A 14,528-nucleotide genomic window follows, 5' to 3' on the forward strand; every position below is an offset into this window, starting at 1 on the left:
GGCCAGGCGTGCCTGTCCGTGCTTGTTTATTATTTTCTACGGCCTTTGCGCAGCAGCTTGAGCCGGGGGCATGGCGAGCTTCGGTCGTCAGGCAACGGTGGCGAAGTGCGCGCTGCTGTGCTCGGTTCGCTGCAGCAAAGGATCGTTCGTCTGCTCTGCGCTCCTGCGCAAGTGGGGCTCCCGTGCAGCGGTTAACCAATGGTTAACATATACTGTGAGTTAACATTAGCCTATAGCCTTGCCCCAGCACAACCCCACGGGGCGCGTGTTCGTCGGATATTTGCGGGTTTTCAAGGGGAGGGACGGGCAGCCGATCAGGCCCGGTGACACCAGGAGCGGGGCGCAGGGTATGCATGGGCTGAAGGCCGGTCAGCTCGGCTGACGGGCAGCGACCGAGGCGCGGGTTCGAGCGGCCAGCGGCAAGGCCGGGCGAGCGGATGCGCTCCTGGCCCCTGTGTCGCCTGCATGGCCGGGCCGCCGCGCCCTTGTGCGGGATTTGCTACGAAGCGGCCTGGGTCGCCGCGCCAAGGGCCGCCAGCTGTGCGCGGCAGTGCGCCAGTTCGGCCTCTTGCCGTTCGCGTTGCGCCCGTTGCTCGGTGACGTCCTCGAGGAAGGTGATCAGGTGCTCGGCCTCGCCGCTGCGCGGATTGCGCTGCAGCGAGGTGCGCGCGCGAATCCAGATGAAGTGGCCGGCGCGGTGGCGCATGCGCTTCTCGATCTCGTACATGTCCACTTCGCCGGCCTTGAGACGCTTCAGCAGGTCCAGGTTGTGGCTCAGCTCGTCCTCATGGCTGAGCAGCTGGAAGCGTTGGCCGCAGAGCTCCTCGCTGCTGTAGCCGAGCAGGCTGCACAGGCGCTGGTTGACCTTCAGCCAGGTGCCGTCGAGGTCGATATAGGCCATGGCGCCGCAGGCCTGTTCGAAGATGGTGCGAAAGCGCTCCTCGCTGTCGCGCAGGGCCTCTTCGGCGATCTTGCGCTCGGTGCTGTCGGTACTCACCCCGGTCATGCGCAGCACCCGCCCCTGGCTGTCGCGGATCGGCGTGGCGCGCGAGGAGATCCAGCGCACCTCGCCGCTGCCGGTGACGATGCGAAAGTCCAGCTCGTAGGGTTCGCCGGTGGCGATGGCCTGGTCGATCGCCGCCCTGAGGGGCTCGGCATCCTCGGGCACCACGTGGGGCCAGAAGTCGTCGTTGCGGTTCACCGGCCAGCCGTAGATCTTCTCCACGTTGTGCGAGTAGGTGACCTCGTCGCTGAGCAGGTTCCACTCCCAGATCACCACGTTGGCGTTCTGCAGCGCCAGGCGCATGCGCGACTCGCTTTCCATGATCTCGGCGGCGTACTGGCGGCGCACGTCGGTCATCGGCAGCTCGACGGCTTCGGCGCTGTCGGCCTCCAGCTGGCCCTGCTCGCCGTAGCGCAGCCAGATCCAGTTGACCTCGAGGAACTCGGCCAGGCTGCGCAGGCGATCCTCGTCGATCGCCCCGCCGCGGGTCCACTTGTGCACCGCGGTGCGGGAAATGCCCAGGGCATTGGCCACGGCCTGCAGGCTCAGTTTCTTGAGCTCGAGCAGTTCCTTGAGGCGAAAGGCAAAGCTGTCAGGTTCCATCGCACGACCTTCTCGGGGGCGCCATGCTTGCGCGGCGCAGGGTCAGGAAAGCACCCGGACTGGCTGCTGCGGCAGGCCGGGGCGACTGTGGTCGGCGATTATACACAGTGGCCCCGAGCCCCTGGCGGCGTTACAGGTCCAGCACCAGGCGCGGCGTGCGGGCCCGGGAGACGCAGACCATCAGGGTCTTCTGCAGGGCCTTCTCGTCGTCGCTGAGGTACTGGTCGCGGTGATCGACCTGGCCTTCGAGAATGGCGGTCTCGCAGGTGCCGCACACGCCTTCGCGGCACAGGCACTCGATCTCGGCGGCGTTGGATTTCTCGATGGCCTGGAGAATGCTCACGCCTTCCTCGACGCGGATTTCCGTGCCGGAACGCGCCAGCACCAGGGTGAAGGCGGCGCCTTCGGCCGGGGCCACGGCGAACTGCTCCCAATGCACGCGCGTATCGGCGATGCCCTGGGCCTTGGCCGTGTTGATCACCGCATCGATCAGCGGCTTGGGCCCGCAGACATAGAGGTGGGCGTCGGCCTCCAGGCCGGCGATCAGCGCGGCGAGGTCGAGGCCCTGCTGCAGGCTGTCGATATAGAAACGGGTGCGCTCGCCATGGGGACCATCGCGCAGTTCGTCGGCGAAGGCGCCATGCTCGGGCGCACGGAAGGCGTAGTGCAGTTCGTACTCGGCGCCCTGCTCCTGCAGTTCATAGAGCTGCGAGAGGAACGGGGTGATGCCGATGCCGCCGGCGATCAGCACGTGACGGCCGGCCGCCGGGTCGATGGCGAACAGGTTGTTCGGTGCGGCGATGGTCAGCTGGCTGCCCACCTCGACCTTGTCGTGCATGAACGCCGAGCCGCCCTTGGACTGCTCCTCGCGGCGCACGCCGATCTGGTAGGACGCGGTGTCGCGCGGCGAACTCATCAGCGAGTAGGCGTTGCTGTACAGCTTATCGCCATCGTGCATCTGCACGATGATGTGGCTGCCGCCTGTGAAGGCGGGCAGCGCGCTGCCATCCAGGGCACACAGGGTGAAGCGCTTGATCAGCGGAGTCACCTGCTCCACGGCGGTCACCCGCACGTCGATCATCTGATACTTGTTGGACATGGTTTCCTCCACTGCGCGCTCAGCCGCGCATTACACCGCTAGACACAGGTATTTGATTTCCAGGTAGTCGTCGATGCCGTACCTGGAGCCCTCGCGACCGAGGCCGGACTGCTTGAGGCCACCGAATGGCGCCACCTCGTTGGAGATCAGCCCGGTGTTGACGCCGACCATGCCGTACTCCAGCTGCTCGGCGATGCGCCAGACGCGGGCGATGTCGCGGCTGTAGAAGTAGGCGGCCAGGCCGTAGGGCGTGTCGTTGGCCATGCGCACCACTTCCTCGTCGCTGGAAAAGCGCACGATCGGCGCCACCGGCCCGAAGATTTCCTCGTCGAGGATCTGCATGCCCGGCTGGACGTCGGCCAGCACGGTGGGGGCGAAGAACTGCTCGCCGAGCTCGAGGTCGTGACCGCCGGTGACCAGGCGGGCGCCCTTGCCCAGGGCGTCGTCGATCAGGCTGCGCACCTTGGCCACAGCCTTGGTGCTGATCAGCGGGCCGACCTGGGTGCCCGGCTCGAAGCCGTTGCCCACCTGCAGGTCGCGGACCCGGGCGGCGAAGGCCTGGGCGAAGGCGTCGTGCACCTTGTCGTGGACGAAGATGCGGTTGGCGCAGACGCAGGTCTGCCCGGCGTTGCGGTACTTGGAGACCATGGCGCCTTCGACGGCGGCGTCGATGTCGGCGTCGTCGAAGACGATGAACGGCGCGTTGCCGCCCAGCTCCAGGGAGACCTTCTTCACCGTGCTGGCGCACTGGCTCATCAGCAGGCGGCCGACCGGGGTCGAACCGGTGAAGCTGAACTTGCGCACCTGCGGGTGCTCGGTGAGCTGCTTGCCGATGGCCACGGCGTCGCCGGTGACGATGTTGATCACCCCGGCCGGCAGCCCGGCGCGCTCGGCCAGTTCTGCCAGGGCCAGGGCGGAGAACGGCGTTTCGTTGGCCGGCTTGACCACGATGGTGCAGCCGGCGGCCAGGGCCGGGGCGACCTTGCGGGTGATCATCGCCGCCGGGAAGTTCCACGGGGTGATGGCGGCGCACACGCCGATGCCCTGCTTGATCACCAGCAGGCGCTTGTCGGCGCTGGGCGATGGAATGATGTCGCCATAGGCGCGCTTGCCTTCCTCGGCGAACCACTCGATGAAGGAGGCGGCGTAGCGGATCTCACCGAGGGCTTCGTTGAGCGGCTTTCCCTGTTCCCAGGTCATCAGCGCGGCAAGGTCCTGCTCATGCTCCTGGACCAGGTCGAACCAGCGGCGCAGCAGGCGTGCACGCTCCTTGGCCGGCAGCGCGCGCCAGGCCGGCAGGGCGGCGTCGGCCGCCTCGATGGCGCGCAGGGTCTCGTCGCCGGCCATCTGCGGTACATGGCCGATCAGTTCGCCGGTGGCCGGGTCGGTGACTTCGACGCGTGCGGCGCTGTCGGCGTCGCACCAGCTGCCGTTGATGTAGCACTGCTGGCGGAACAGTTGGGGGTCTTTGAGTTTCACGTAGGGCATTCCCATTCAGGTGCGAAGGCCGGGCAGGCTTGCCCGGCCGCGGGCAGTCAGGCGTGCTGGGCTTTGGCCAGCAGGCTGTGGAAGTGGGAGATGCCGTGCTCGCTGATGCCGCTGCGCTGCTTGTCCACCATGATCCGGCCCTGGCCGCGGTAGCCGCGGGACTTCAGGCCCTTCTGCACGCTGGTGACCAGGTTCAGGTCTTCCGGGCGGAACACGTTGCGGTACCACTCGATCAGGTTCTTCTGCTCCTCGGTCAGGTCCTTGTTGAGGAAGTAGATGTCGTAGTGCTGCACGGTCTCGTCGGCGCTGACCGGGAACTCGTAGATCACGGTCATGAACTGGGCGCTCGGCGGTACGTTGAACATGGTGCACGGCCATGCCCAGAAACCGTTGAAGCTGGCGCCGCCGGCGCTCTCGTCGAACTGGAAGGACTTCTCCGAGGACTTGGCCTCGCCGTACTGCAGGCTCCAGTTCGGGAACAGCTTGTGCCAGTAGGTCTCGATCTTCACCGAGTCGGAGAACCCCGGGTGGGCCGGACCGCAGTGGTAGCACTCCTGGTAGTTGTCGACGATGGACTTCCAGTTGGCCGGGGTGTTGGAGACGAAGCGGGCGGCCAGGTGCAGGTCGTCGATCACCGCGCAGGCTTCGCGCATCTTGGCGCCCATGCCCGGCAGCTGGTCTTCGACGGTGCCGGCGTTGGGGTCCATGTTGATGTAGATGAAGCCGGCGTATTCCTCGACCTTCAGCGGCACCAGGCTGGAGTTTTCCTTGTCGAAGTTGACCACGTTGTCGCAGTTGCGCGCGTGGGCCAGCTCGCCGTCGAGCTTGAAGGCCCAGGCGTGGTAGGGGCAGGTGATGACGTTCTTGGCCTTGCCTTCGCCGCTCAGCAGCTGGTGGCCGCGGTGCGGGCAGACGTTGTAGAAGGCGCGCAGGACCATGTCGCGGCCGCGCACGATGATGATGCTCTCGCCGATGATCTCGCGGGTGATGTAGGCGTTGGCTTCGCGCACTTCGCTGCCATGGCCGACGCAGATCCAGCTCTTGGCGAAGATGCGTTCCTTCTCGTCCTCGAATACGGCGGGCGAGGTGTAGTAGTAGGCCGGGATGGTGTAGGCCTCTTCCGGATTGGCGCAGAAGTCGACCGGCAGTTTTTCGAAAGTATCCTTCGCCCGGAGGTGGCTCGGCGGGATGATGTAAGCCTGCTCTTGGTTGTTACCGAGGTCGGCTGGCAGCTGTTCGAAATCACTCATCACTAGGCCCTACGTTGGAATGCATATTTATTGTGGGGGTGATTTGGTTAACTAACAGTTAACGATCACTGAGGGTTAACAGTATGCGTAAAGTCCGACCGCTGTGCAAGAGCTCCAGGCACGCCTGGGCAGGCCCGTGCCGGGACTTTTTGATGAACGGTCGGGGACTGGCGGCCGGGGACGCGAGTGGCGCGCCGTCAATAAAAGGAAGGGGCGCATCCATGGATGCGCCCCTGGTGTGACCGCGCCGCCCTGTGGGCCGGTGCGCCGGTGGCTCAGAGCGCGGCGGCGATGGCCTGGCCGACCTCCTGGGTCGAGGCGTTGCCGCCCAGGTCGCGGGTCTTCGGCCCGCTGGCGATGACCTGCTCGATGGCCTGCAGGATGCCGTCGTGGGCGGCGCGGTAGCGCTCGTCGCCATTGCCGAGGAAGTCGAGCATCAGCGCCCCGGACCAGATCATGGCGATCGGGTTGGCGATGTTCTGGCCGAAGATGTCCGGCGCCGAACCGTGCACCGGCTCGAACAGCGAGGGGAAGCGGCGCTCGGGGTCGAGGTTGGACGAGGGCGCGATGCCGATGGTGCCGGCACAGGCCGGGCCCAGGTCGGAGAGGATGTCGCCGAACAGGTTGGAGGCCACCACCACGTCGAAACGGTCGGGCTGCAGGACGAAGCGCGCGCAGAGGATGTCGATGTGCTGCTTGTCCCACTTCACCTCGGGGTAGCGCTCGGCCATGGCCGCCACCCGCTCGTCCCAGTAGGGCATGCTCACCGCCATGCCGTTGGACTTGGTGGCGGCGGTCAGCAACTGGCGCGGGCGCTGCCGGGCGACCTCGAAGGCGTACTTGAGGATGCGGTCGACGCCGCGGCGGGTGAACACCGATTCCTGCAGGACGAACTCGTGCTCGGTGCCCTCGAACATGCGCCCGCCCAGGGAGGAATACTCGCCCTCGGTGTTCTCGCGGATCACCAGGAAATCGATCTCCCCCGGCTCGCGGCCGGCCAGCGGGCAGGGCACGCCGGGGAACAGGCGCACCGGGCGCAGGTTGACGTACTGGTCGAAGTCGCGGCGGAACTTGAGCAGCGAGCCCCACAGGGAGATGTGGTCGGGCACCTTGTCCGGCCAGCCGATGGCGCCGAAGTAGATCGCATCGAAGCCCTTGAGACGCTCGAACCAGTCGTCCGGCATCATCTGCCCGTGTTCCAGGTAGTAGTCGCAGCTGACCCAGTCGATCAGCTCGATCTGCAGGTTCAGGTCCCACTTCCGTGCCGCCGCCTGCAGCACCCGCAGGCCTTCGGGGAGGACTTCCTGGCCGATACCGTCGCCGGGAATCGCGGCGATTCTGAATGCTTTGCTCATGTGTGCGTTGCTCCTGTCGCTGATTGCCGATGGCGGTGGATGCTATACAGGCGCAGTCGATAGATAATCAGTACAAATGTGCATTCATAGGACACGAATCGTGAATAATCTGCCGAATCTCGCCGACCTGCGCCTGTTCATGCAGGTGGTGCGGCGCTGCAACTTCGCCGCGGTGGCCGTTGAGCAGGGGCATTCGGCGGCCTTCGTCAGCAAGCGCATCCGCCTGCTCGAGGAGCAGCTCGGCGCCCGTCTGCTGCACCGCACCACCCGCCGGGTGGCGCTGACCGAGGAGGGCGAGCGGGCCTACCAGTGGGCGCAGAAGATTCTCGATGCGGTCGAGCGCATGACCGATGACGTCTCCTCCCTGCGCGAGGAGCCGCGCGGCGAGTTGCGCATCGTCAGCAGCTTCGGCCTGGGTCGGCGTCACGTGGCGCCGGCGCTGTCGGCGCTGGCCGCGCGCTACCCGCAGCTGGACATCCACTTCGAGGTGTTCGACCGCGCGGTGGACCTGATTGCCGAAGGCTATGACCTGGACATCCGCGTCGGCGACAGCATCGAACCGCACCTGATCGCCAGGCGCCTGGCGGCCAACAGCCGGATTCTCTGCGCCGCGCCGGCCTACCTGGCCGAGCACGGCCAGCCGCGCAGCCTGCACGAGCTGGCCCAGCACGATTGCCTGGTGATCAAGGAGCGCGAGCACCCGCTGGGGCTATGGCGCCTGCAGGGGCCGGAGGGGGTGGAGCAGGTCAAGGTGACCGGGCCGCTGTCGGCCAACCACGGCGAGATCGCCCACCAGTGGGGCATCGACGGCAGGGGCATTCTGTTGCGTTCGTACTGGGACCTGTACGACAGCCTGGAGCAGGGCAGGCTGGTGCAGATACTGCCGGCCTACAGCCAGCCGGCGAATATCTGGGCGGTGTACGCCGCGCCCCTGGCCCGTTCGGCCAAGGTGCGGGTCACCGTGGAGCACCTGCGCGACTACTTCGCCGAGCGCTTGGGCCTGGTCGAGCCAGGCGCCAGGGACGGCTAGCCGGCTCAGGCCTTCAGTGGCACCAGGCGCGGGGCGATCATGTTCTCCGGGCGGAGGATGTCGTCCAGCTCGGCGTCGTCCAGCAGTTTCTCCTCGCGCACCAGTTCCAGCACGCCGCGGCCGCTGTCCAGCGCCTGCTTGGCGATGCGCGTGGCGTTCTCGTAGCCGATGTAGGGGTTGAGGGCGGTGATCAGGCCGATGGAGTTCTCCATCAGTTCGCGGCAGCGCGCCTCGTTGGCGGTGATGCCGTCGATGCACAGCTCGCGCAGCATATCCATGGCGCGGGTCAGCAGGCGGATCGAGTCGAAGATCTTGTAGGCGATCAGCGGCTCCATGACGTTGAGCTGCAATTGGCCGCCCTCGGCCGCCATGGTCAGCGCCAGGTCGTTGCCGATCACCTCGAAGGCCACCTGGTTGACCGCCTCGGGGATCACCGGGTTGACCTTGCCCGGCATGATCGAGCTGCCCGGCTGGCGCGCCGGCAGGTTGATCTCGTTGATCCCGGTGCGCGGGCCGCTGGACAGCAGGCGCAGGTCGTTGCAGATCTTCGACAGCTTGACCGCGGTGCGCTTGAGCATGCCGGAGAACAGCACGAAGGCGCCCATGTCGCTGGTGGCCTCAATCAGGTCGGCGGCCGGGGTCAGCGGGTGGCCGCTGATCACGGCCAGGCGCTGCACCGCCAGGGCCTGATAGGCCGGGTCGGCGTTGATCCCGGTGCCGATCGCGGTGCCGCCCAGGTTGACCTCGGTGAGCAGGGTCGGGGCGAGCAGCTTGAGGTGCTGCAGGTCTTCGCCGAGGGTGGTGGCGTAGGCGCGGAACTCCTGGCCCAGGGTCATGGGCACGGCGTCCTGCAGCTGGGTGCGGCCCATCTTCAGCACATGGCCGAACGCCAGGCCCTTGGCCGCCAGGGACTGGATCAGCTTGTCCAGGGCGGTGAGCAGGCTGTCGTGGCCGAGCAGCAGGCCCAGGCGGATGGCCGTCGGATACGCATCGTTGGTCGACTGCGCCATGTTCACGTCGTTGTTCGGGTGCAGGTACTGGTACTGGCCCTTCTCGTGCCCCATGGCCTCCAGCGCAATATTCGCAATGACTTCATTGGCGTTCATATTGGTCGAGGTGCCGGCGCCGCCCTGGATCATGTCGACCACGAACTGCTCGTGGAACTCGCCCTGGATGATGCGCGCGCAGGCGGTGCTGATCGCCGTGTGCTTGGCCGCCGAGAGATGACCCAGGGCGCGGTTGGCGTCCGCCGAGGCCTGCTTGACCATGGCCAGGCCGACCACCAGCTTCGGGTAATGCGCCAACGGCACCCCGGACAGGCGGAAGTTGTGCACCGCCCGCAGGGTCTGGATGCCGTAATAGGCGTCGGCCGGGACTTCGAGGGTACCGAGCAGGTCTTTTTCGATGCGGAAGGATGCAGCAGCGGACATGATGGCGGGCGTCTCTTGGATAGGCGGCGCAGGCCGCGATGCCTTTAAGAGTAGGGTTGCGGGGCGTTCTCGGCCAATGCTGTTAAACGCTGGGGTATGCACATTCGGCATAATGTCGGCGTGACGCCGAAGTGTCGGCGGGCGTAGGGTGGATGACGCTTTACCCATCCACCGGAGCAGGGGATGGCCGATGCGGTGGATGAAAAGCGCCTCATCCACCCTACGCATGGCGCGCAATAGCAAGGGATATCCCATGAACCTGGAAACCAAATGGCTGGAGGACTTCATCGCCCTGGCCGCCACCCGCAGCTTTTCCCAGGCGGCCGAGAAGCGTCACGTCACCCAGCCGGCGTTCAGCCGGCGGATCAAGGCGTTGGAGCAGATGCTCGGCCTGGTCCTGGTCAACCGCGCCTGCACCCCGGTGGAGCTGACCGAGGCCGGCCAGCTGTTCCTGGTCACCGCGCGCAGCCTGGTCGAGCAGCTCGGCGAGGTGGTGCGGCATCTGCACAACCTCGAGGGCCAGCAGGGCGAGGTGCTGCAGATCGCCGCGGCGCACTCGCTGACCCTGGGCTTCTTCCCCGAGTGGATCGCCCGCCTGCGCCGCGAGGGCCTGCCGCTCAACACCCGGCTGGTGGCGACCAACGTCGGCGAGGCGGTGCACGCCCTGCGCGAGGGCGCCTGCGACCTGATCCTCGCCTACTACGACCCGGATGCGGCGCTGCAGATGGACCCGGAGATCTTCCCCTCGCTGCACCTGGGGCGCACCGAAATGCTCCCGGTGTGCGCGGTGGACGAGGGCGGGCGGCCGCTGTTCGACCTGGCCAGCGGCCAGAGCGTGCCCCTGCTGGCCTACACGGCCGGGGCCTTCCTCGGCCGCTCGGTCAACCTGCTGCTGCGCCAGCGCGCGCTGCGCTCGACCACGGTGTACGAGACGGCCATGGCCGACAGCCTCAAGAGCATGGCCCTGCAAGGCATGGGCGTGGCCTGGGTGCCGCGCCTGTCGGTGACCATGGAACTGGCCCGCGGCGAGCTGGCGGTATGCGGCGACGAGCAGTGGCAGGCGCCGCTGGAAATCCGCCTGTACCGCTGCGCCCTGGTGCGCAAGGCCGCGGTGCGCCTGCTGTGGCGCAAGCTGGAAAGCGGTGAAGTGGGGCGTTGAGCCGCTCGCCGGGGCGGCTCAGGCGAATACGCTCACGGTCTGGCGACTGCTCAGGGCCATCCGCCCGTGCTGGTCCCACAGCCAGGCGTCGATATGGCTGTAGCCGTTGGCCGAGTGGCGGATCTCGGCCTGGTACTGCCACCAGTCGCCGGCCGTGCAGTCCTCGGGTACCTGCACGAAGTCGACGGTCCAGGTCAGCGAGCTGCCGGCGGCCGGCCCTTTCAGCAGGGTGAACACCGCCGGCGGCCAGGCATCCAGCAGGGCCAGCAGCTCGGCAACGCCAGCGCCGCGTGGCGCCGCTTCGCGCAGTTTGATCCAGCCGCCCAGGCGCGGCTCTTTGCCACCCATGAACGGCATTGTTCCGACCCCATAGCGGTAATCGAAGTGCTGGGTGAAGTCGGGCGTCAGGCCGGCGATGAAGGGAAACTGGGTCGCGGCCTCGGGGCCTTGATGGTCGGAGCCGGGGCGGCGTCCAGCCGAACCGCGGAGGCGCGGTCGCCGCCGAAGCTGGCGAGCATGACCACGCAGGCCTGATCGTTCTGATAGGCCGTCGCCTGGACCTGGGTCGCCGCCTTGCCGGCACGCAGCACCTTGACCCGCACCTCCATCGGCCCCGGCGCCACCGGGGCGACAAAGGAAACCAACAGCGAACGCACCGGCCGGTCCGCGGCCACTTGCGGCTTGAGCTTCTCGAACAGGCAGGCGGCCAGCAGCCCGCCGAAGGTGGCGCGGCCCTGGCCCCATTGCTGGGGAATCTCCAGGTGCGGCGAAGCGGCATCGGCAGCGCCGAGCAGGATGTTATGCAGGGTCATGGTCAGTCCTTTGAAGAGGGTCGGGTTGTGATTGGCGGCCGTCGTCAGGCGTGGCAGGCCAGGTGGTTGTCGAGAAAGGCGATGACCCGCCGTGCGTACGCCTCCGGCTGCGCCTCGTAGGCGTGGGTGTGCTTGGCCCCCGGCACCTGCCAGAACTCGGTGTGGGTGCTGGAGGCGAGCGCGGCATGCAACTGCTTGCCGTCCTCGACCGGGGTGTAGATGTCGTCCTCGCCGTAGATCAGCAGCAGCTTGGGCTGACCCACCAGCCTGGCGGCCGCATGCAGGGGGCGCAGACGGCGCTCACCGGCCGGATACAGCAACTTCGAGAGCTGGATGCCGAGTTTGGGAATCGGGTAGCGGCTCCAGAAATGCAATAGGGTGGGGAAGGAGGACTCGAGCACCGCGGCGCTGAATGGATGGTCCCGTTCAGCCAGCGCACAGACGCTCATGGCCGCGCCCATGGAGGCGCCGGCGACCGCCACCGGCAGGTCCGGGTAACGGGCTTGCAGGACCTGGCCGGCGGCCAGCACGTCCAGGGGGAAGTCCATGGTGGTGGAGCTGCTTTCACCGAAGCCATTGAGGTCGAAAAGCATGACGTGGTAACCGGCGGCGCGGAGCAATTCGGCGTGGCCGTATTTCAGCCAGAAGCCCTTGGCCGCCGTTCCCATGGGATGGCACATCAGCACCGCGCCCTTGGCCGTTGCCGTACGGGCCTGGGCCAGCAGCGCCGCCAGGCTGGCACCCGAACGGCTGTCGATGGTCAGGCGCTGCCACTGCGCCTGGTCGACGTCTTCCGGCCAGCGCCAGGGTTTCATGAAGCGGCCGAAGAAGGGTTTCTTGAAGATTCGATAGGCTGTATTTTTCATCGCCGCGCCTCTGTCGCTTGAGGGGTTGGGACAGCTCGAGCCGCAGCACGCTGCGTCTCTGGAGTGGCGCCATGCTAGGCACCCGCTGCGCTGCCCACCATGGGCAGAAATGACTAATTGCATGCGAGATTTTCCCGCGTAGCCCAGGGAGGGATGGCGATGAAGGTGACCGTTCTGATGGCCGACCGTTGTTCGGCCACCAGCGTCTCGGCGGCCCTGGAGTTTCTCGAGTGCGCCAATGTGCTGCATGGCCTGGCGGCCGGTGCCGGGGCGGAGCCGGGGCGCCAGCCGTTCGCGGTGCAAAGCGCGTCCATCGACGGGGCGCCAGTCACCTGCACGGGAGGGCTGCGGTTGACGCCGAGCAGGGCCCTGGCCGAAGTCGAGCAGACCGACCTGATCATCGTCCCCGGCTTTATGTTCAACATCCTCTCGGTGTTGCCCGGCATGGCGCCGGTGAGCGCCTGGCTGCAGCACCATCATCGCCAGGGTGCCTATATCGCCAGCATGTGCACCGGCTCATTCGTCACGGCCCAGGCGGGCTTGCTGGACGGCAGGCGCGCCACCACCCACTGGATCTTCAGCGAGCAGTTCGCCCGGCACTTTCCCAAGGTGCAACTGCAGGCCGAACGCAGCGTGACCGACGATGGCTTGATGCTCTGTTCCGCCGGTTCTACGACCGGTAGCGATCTGCTGTTGCACATCATTCGCCGCTTCGCCTCGCCCCAGCTGGCGGCCGAATGCTCGAAGAAGATGCTGGTCGACAGCGCCGAGCGCCTGCAGACCCCCTACATGAGCCCCCATTTCGACAAGACGCACCAGGATGTCGAGATACTGAAGATCCAGATCTGGCTGGAAAAGCGCCTGGGGCAGCCCATCGTCCTGGAGCAGCTGGCCGACCAGTTCGCCCTGAGCCTGCGCAACATGATCCGCCGGTTCAAGGAGGCGACGGGGCAGACACCCGGACAGTACCTGCAGAACCTGCGCATCGAGCGGGCCAAGCATTTGCTGGAAGCGGGGGCGGAGAATTTCGATCGGATAACCCAGCAAGTGGGCTATGAGGACGCCAGCTCCTTTCGCCGGCTTTTCAAAGAGCGGGTGGGCATTTCGCCCGGAGCCTATCGCCGGCGCTTCAACAGCCACTACCGCAGCGGGCAGGGCTAGCTGGGCCGCCGGCGAGCCGGGCAGGCGGCCTTTGGCAGCCTCAGGTCCCCGACTTGATCCGCGTCCAGGCACGGGTGCGCAGGCGCTCGGCCTTCTGCGGCAGCGGCTTGAGCACGAACAGGGTCTTCTGCGCCTGCGCATTCGGGGTCAGATCAGGGTTGTCGCGAATCTCCGCGCTGACCAGCGGCATGGCGTCCTTGTTCGGGTTGGGGTAGCCGAGGAAGGTGCTGATCGGCGCCACCACCTGCGGGTCGAGCAGGTTGTTGAGGAACTCGTGGGCCTCCTCGACGTTGCGCGCGCTGGCGGGGATGGCGAAGGAGTCGAACCACAGCGGCGCGCCTTCCTTGGGCAGGCGCCAGTCGACCACCACGCCATTGCCGGCTTCCTTGGCGCGGTTGGCGAACTGGTAGAAGCTGCCCGAGTAGCCGACCGCCACGCAGATGTTGCCGTTGGCGATGTCGTTCATGTACTTGGCCGAGTGGAAGTAGCGCACGTGCGGGCGGATCTTCAGCAGCAGGTCGGTGGCCTTGTCGTAGTCCTCGCGCCTGGTGCTGGAGGGATCGAGGCCCAGGTAGTGCAGGGCGATGGGCAGGATCTCGCCCGGCGAGTCGAGCATGGTCACCCCGCACTGGGCCAGCTTGGCGATGTTCTCCTCCTTGAAGATCAGCTCCCAGCTGTTCACCGGGGCGTCCGCGCCGAGGGCGGCCTTGACCTTCTCCGGGTTGAAGCCGAGCAGCACGGTGCCGTACATGTAGGGCACCGCGTGCTCGTTGCCCGGGTCGTTGGCGGCCATCAGCTGCAGCAGCGCCGGATCCAGGTGCTGCCAGTTGGGCAGCTTGCTCTTGTCCAGCTTCTGGAATACCCCGGCGCGGATCTCGGTGTCGAGGAAGGTGTTGGTCGGCACCACCAGGTCGTAGCCGGAGTTGCCGGTAAGCAGCTTGGCCTCCAGGGCCTCGTTGGTGTCGAACACGTCCCAGGTCAGCTGGATGCCGGATTTCTCCTGAAACGCCTTGGGCACCGAGGGCAGCATGTAGTCGGCCCAGTTGTACACGCGCAGCTCGCGCGGTTTGTCGGCGCCTTGCGCCTGGCCGAGGCCGCCGAGCAGGGCGCCGGCGCAGAGGGTGGCGCTCAGGGTGCGGGTGAGTCTGTTCATCGCGGTCACTCCATTTTTCTTGTGATTCAATCACCGCGCCCGGGAGCGCGGGATTGTCGTAGGGTGGATGACGTTTTATCCATCCACCTGGGGAGATCCGGTGGACGAAAAGAGCGTCG

General features: G+C 66.7%; 13 protein-coding genes. 3 read left to right on the forward strand and 10 right to left on the reverse strand.

All coding sequences use genetic code 11. From position 1 onward, the window contains the following. Positions 1 to 499: 499 nt before the first annotated feature. The 5 genes from LPB260_RS05675 to LPB260_RS05695 all read right to left on the reverse strand — a co-directional run bounded on the left by LPB260_RS05675 (position 500) and on the right by LPB260_RS05695 (position 6,798). Positions 500 to 1,606 carry a PAS domain S-box protein gene (locus tag LPB260_RS05675; protein ID WP_208707736.1) on the reverse strand — a complete coding sequence of 369 codons (1,107 nt, stop codon included), beginning with the start codon at positions 1,604 to 1,606 and terminating at the stop codon, positions 500 to 502. 130 nt (positions 1,607 to 1,736) lie between these two features. Beyond that, positions 1,737 to 2,705 carry a PDR/VanB family oxidoreductase gene (locus tag LPB260_RS05680; protein ID WP_208707737.1) on the reverse strand — a complete coding sequence of 323 codons (969 nt, stop codon included), beginning with the start codon at positions 2,703 to 2,705 and terminating at the stop codon, positions 1,737 to 1,739. A 30-nt stretch (positions 2,706 to 2,735) separates the two neighbouring features. Then, positions 2,736 to 4,184: an NAD-dependent succinate-semialdehyde dehydrogenase gene (locus LPB260_RS05685; RefSeq protein WP_256625649.1), complete on the reverse strand. Its 1,449-nt coding sequence runs from the start codon at positions 4,182 to 4,184 to the stop codon at positions 2,736 to 2,738. 56 nt (positions 4,185 to 4,240) lie between these two features. Next, entirely contained in the window at positions 4,241 to 5,443 is a 1,203-nt protein-coding gene (locus tag LPB260_RS05690) for an aromatic ring-hydroxylating dioxygenase subunit alpha (RefSeq protein WP_208707739.1), read from the reverse strand. A 275-nt stretch (positions 5,444 to 5,718) separates the two neighbouring features. After that, positions 5,719 to 6,798 carry a tartrate dehydrogenase gene (locus LPB260_RS05695; protein ID WP_208707740.1) on the reverse strand — a complete coding sequence of 360 codons (1,080 nt, stop codon included), beginning with the start codon at positions 6,796 to 6,798 and terminating at the stop codon, positions 5,719 to 5,721. A 76-nt stretch (positions 6,799 to 6,874) separates the two neighbouring features. On the opposite strand from LPB260_RS05695, the gene LPB260_RS05700 reads away from it, so the two are divergent. After that, positions 6,875 to 7,828, forward strand: coding sequence for a LysR substrate-binding domain-containing protein (locus tag LPB260_RS05700; protein WP_305888804.1), 954 nt, complete (start codon positions 6,875 to 6,877; stop codon positions 7,826 to 7,828). Between the two features lie 5 nt (positions 7,829 to 7,833). Here the strand turns inward: LPB260_RS05700 and LPB260_RS05705 are convergent, their stop codons facing one another. Beyond that, positions 7,834 to 9,258 carry an aspartate ammonia-lyase gene (locus LPB260_RS05705; RefSeq protein WP_208707742.1) on the reverse strand — a complete coding sequence of 475 codons (1,425 nt, stop codon included), beginning with the start codon at positions 9,256 to 9,258 and terminating at the stop codon, positions 7,834 to 7,836. A gap of 253 nt (positions 9,259 to 9,511) precedes the next feature. On the opposite strand from LPB260_RS05705, the gene LPB260_RS05710 reads away from it, so the two are divergent. Then, the gene (locus LPB260_RS05710) at positions 9,512 to 10,417 is read left to right on the forward strand and encodes a LysR substrate-binding domain-containing protein (protein WP_208707743.1); all 906 of its coding nucleotides are present in this window, start codon (positions 9,512 to 9,514) and stop codon (positions 10,415 to 10,417) included. An 18-nt stretch (positions 10,418 to 10,435) separates the two neighbouring features. Here LPB260_RS05710 and LPB260_RS28990 read toward each other — a convergent pair whose 3' ends face one another. Genes LPB260_RS28990 through LPB260_RS05720 form a run of 3 tightly spaced genes read right to left on the reverse strand, consistent with a single transcriptional unit; the run spans position 10,436 to position 12,095 of the window. Next, positions 10,436 to 10,834, reverse strand: a complete 399-nt coding sequence (locus LPB260_RS28990; protein ID WP_256625650.1) for an acyl-CoA thioesterase II — start codon at positions 10,832 to 10,834, stop codon at positions 10,436 to 10,438. Next, positions 10,822 to 11,229 carry a thioesterase family protein gene (locus LPB260_RS28995; protein ID WP_256625516.1) on the reverse strand — a complete coding sequence of 136 codons (408 nt, stop codon included), beginning with the start codon at positions 11,227 to 11,229 and terminating at the stop codon, positions 10,822 to 10,824. The genes LPB260_RS28990 and LPB260_RS28995 overlap by 13 nt, the downstream gene beginning before the upstream one ends. Positions 11,230 to 11,273: 44 nt before the next feature. Continuing rightward, positions 11,274 to 12,095, reverse strand: coding sequence for a S9 family peptidase (locus tag LPB260_RS05720; protein WP_208707745.1), 822 nt, complete (start codon positions 12,093 to 12,095; stop codon positions 11,274 to 11,276). A gap of 159 nt (positions 12,096 to 12,254) precedes the next feature. Between LPB260_RS05720 and LPB260_RS05725 the strand changes: the two genes are divergently transcribed. Next, positions 12,255 to 13,256, forward strand: coding sequence for a GlxA family transcriptional regulator (locus LPB260_RS05725; RefSeq protein ID WP_208707746.1), 1,002 nt, complete (start codon positions 12,255 to 12,257; stop codon positions 13,254 to 13,256). A 40-nt stretch (positions 13,257 to 13,296) separates the two neighbouring features. Here the strand turns inward: LPB260_RS05725 and LPB260_RS05730 are convergent, their stop codons facing one another. Beyond that, on the reverse strand, positions 13,297 to 14,409 hold the full coding sequence (locus LPB260_RS05730; protein WP_208707747.1) for a polyamine ABC transporter substrate-binding protein: 1,113 nt from the start codon (positions 14,407 to 14,409) through the stop codon (positions 13,297 to 13,299). Positions 14,410 to 14,528: the final 119 nt, after the last annotated feature.

Source organism: Pseudomonas sp. LPB0260, from assembly GCF_013388395.1.